At 52.9% G+C, this 2633-nt stretch carries 3 protein-coding genes; all 3 read right to left on the bottom strand.

What is annotated here, in order from left to right; all coding sequences use genetic code 11:
* Positions 1-425 (bottom strand): iron-containing alcohol dehydrogenase (locus PHH49_08805; protein MDD5489039.1); only part of this gene is annotated, 425 nt, incomplete at its 3' end.
* On the bottom strand, positions 412-1533 hold the full coding sequence (gene aepY / locus PHH49_08810; protein ID MDD5489040.1) for a phosphonopyruvate decarboxylase: 1122 nt from the start codon (positions 1531-1533) through the stop codon (positions 412-414). The genes aepY and PHH49_08805, both read right to left, overlap by 14 nt.
* A gap of 3 nt (positions 1534-1536) precedes the next feature.
* Positions 1537-2633 (bottom strand): NTP transferase domain-containing protein (locus PHH49_08815; GenBank protein ID MDD5489041.1); only part of this gene is annotated, 1097 nt, incomplete at its 5' end.

Below are 2633 nucleotides of genomic sequence, written 5' to 3' on the forward strand. Positions count from 1 at the left end.
CTTGAGGTCCCAAAGGTCGTAGGTATGGCGACAAAAGGTATGGTCCCGGGCCGGTCTAATCTCTTTTTTCGAAAAACATCCCCCGCATCCTCACCGGAAGAACTGATAGCGGCTACGGCCTTCCCGTAATCGATCACACTGCCTCCGCCGGCCGAGACCACCATTCCCGGAGCGAACTCCCGGCACAGCTTAAGTCCCGCGTTCAGACTGGATACCTCCGGATCCGGTCTTATCCCCCGGAACACACGTATCTTCCGGCCGACCAGGGCTCTTTCCACCTCCAGGAGGACCCCCGAGACCTCCGCGGAGGCCCCTCCGGAGAACACGAGCACTTTGTCCGCGCCAAAAGCGTCGGCGGCGGCCCCCAAACCGTTCACGGAACCCTTACCAAACACTATTTTCGAGGGCATTTCATACGAGAACATCTTTTCCTCCCCCAAACTTTACCATGAACTCATTCTTTAATTCCTCCGGGGTCTCGGACGGCCTGCCACTTTTGTCCCTCTCCGGGGTTACTTTGCGTATCTTGATAAGAATGAATGCCGGCCCGGGCGCGCCCAACGCCTTCTTTACTTCTTTCGCGACATCGCGCCGAACGGTTACTTTAACGCTGGTGCGATACCCGCAATCGCAAGCTACGCGTGAGAGATCCACTCCCGAGGAAGCCGTGGGTTGTCCCCCCGTTGTCTCATGGCACTCGTTATCAAGCACTATATGCACCAGCTTTTCAGGTTTACGTGTTCCTATCGTGGCCAGATTGCCCATTTTCATGAGCACCGCCCCATCTCCGTCTATCACCACTATCCTGTGCCCGCCGGTATCGCTTTCGGCCAGGCCTAATCCAATGGCGCTGGCACAGCCCATCGACCCCATCATGTAGAAACTGGCGCGCGCCTTGCTCCCTGAAAAATAATAATCCCTGGTTATCTTCCCAGTGGTCGTCACGACAACGCAATTGTCATCCAGCGCTGAACATATCTCCTCAATGGCGTCCTTCCTGTCCATCTCAAAACGGCACGCTTCTGGTCCCGGTCTCTTTTCACTTGTTAAAGCGCCTTTTTTCACCAAAAAGACCCGCGGCATGTTATCCCTTTTCATTCCCTCCATGGCCTCAGCGACACTTGACCGGAAAATATCCGCCTCATCCGGCAGATACTCATACCTGACACCCAGCACGTCAAGCAGGTCCGCGGTCCTGGCTCCCATGATCTCATGCTGGGGCGCGTCTTCGATCCCAGGCTCCCCTCTTAGCGTTATGACCATAAGTACCGGTAATTTATATATAAGGTTAAGCGACGTAAGCGGGTTAACGGCGTTACCCAGGCCCGAGTTCTGCATGAACACCACAGGAGCCTTGCCCCCAAGAACGTATCCCGCGGCGATCCCCATGGCCTCTCCCTCACTTGAAGCTATCAGGCATTCTTTTCCAGTCTGCGACCCTCCCAGGAAAGCCTTTAATATGGAACAAGGCACCCCGATGAAAGGACCGAACCCGGCCCCGGTCAATATGTCCATGAACTTATTAGAGTCCATACATCATCCCCTGTCTTTTATCCTTGAACACGCGAAGTTGTAATCCTCAAAACTGTGCACTTCCATCCAGCCCGAATTTACCGGCATGACCTTTACGGGGACATCCCCGTCTATAAGTTCCTGCACCATATCAGTGAACGAGGCCTTGCTGATATCCGCCGCTTCGTGGAACTTTTTTTTGCGTTTTGGGCTCTTTATGACCTTCGAATACGCGCGCTTGAACGCTCCGATACCTTTGGCGGAAAAATACGCGATACCGACGAACTCGAACGCGGCCGTTCTCTCGTCCACGTTCTTACCTATATGTGCCACGTCCATGACCATGCCTTCCCCCAGGCTCCTTCTTCCGGGCGACATTTTTTCCCTGACCGATATCAGCTCAAGCTTCTTATTCCTGTGCCCGAAACGCGTATATGTGCTGTCCCCTACAAGCACTATATCGTGCTTCTGTTTAAGGACCTTTTCAATAAGCGCCCTGTCGAACAATATGTCGGAATACACCATAAGCGTCCTGTCGCTCGTGTCCTTGCCGGCCAACATGAACGAATGAAGGATATGCTTCTTCTCATATTCGCTGTTGTGTATGAACCGGGCTTTCTTCCCGGCAAGGCCTTCCAGCACCTTTTTCTTCTCATATCCCACAATAACGTTTATTTCCCCGAACTTCATCCCATCCAATATGTCCAGTCCTCTTTCGAGTATGGACTTGCCGTTTATATCTATCATACATACCGGTCTGTCCCTGAGAAGTGGCTCCATCGACCCTTGATGGCTGGGTTTCCCCGCGGCGGGTATTATGACCGTTACGTCCCCATGCTCCGATCTCAGGAACTTTTTTTCCTCATGCTTCAAGTCCGTAAGCCCCTGCAGGTCAAATATCTCGCCCAGGGGGGCTATCTTGTCCTCTATGCCGCTTATCCCCCCCGTCTTTTTCATCTCTCGGAGCGTAAGGTTAAGCGCTTTTATGGAACTCCTCATGCCCTGGTTGGCGAATATCACCATTTTAACGCCTTTTTCCAGAAGCTCCTCGTCGGTGTATTCATCCATGATGGAAGGATATGTCGTCGGGACCAGAACAAGCGGTACTTTCTTTTGCCATT

This window comes from Candidatus Omnitrophota bacterium, assembly GCA_028715965.1.
In the GTDB taxonomy this organism is placed as follows: domain Bacteria; phylum Omnitrophota; class Gorgyraeia; order Tantalellales; family Tantalellaceae; genus JAQUQS01.

Bases quoted from the DNA above. Each gene is read 5' to 3' on its own strand.
- aepY (MDD5489040.1), bottom strand. From the start codon at position 1,533: ATGGACTCTAATAAGTTCATGGACATATTGACCGGGGCCGGGTTCGGT.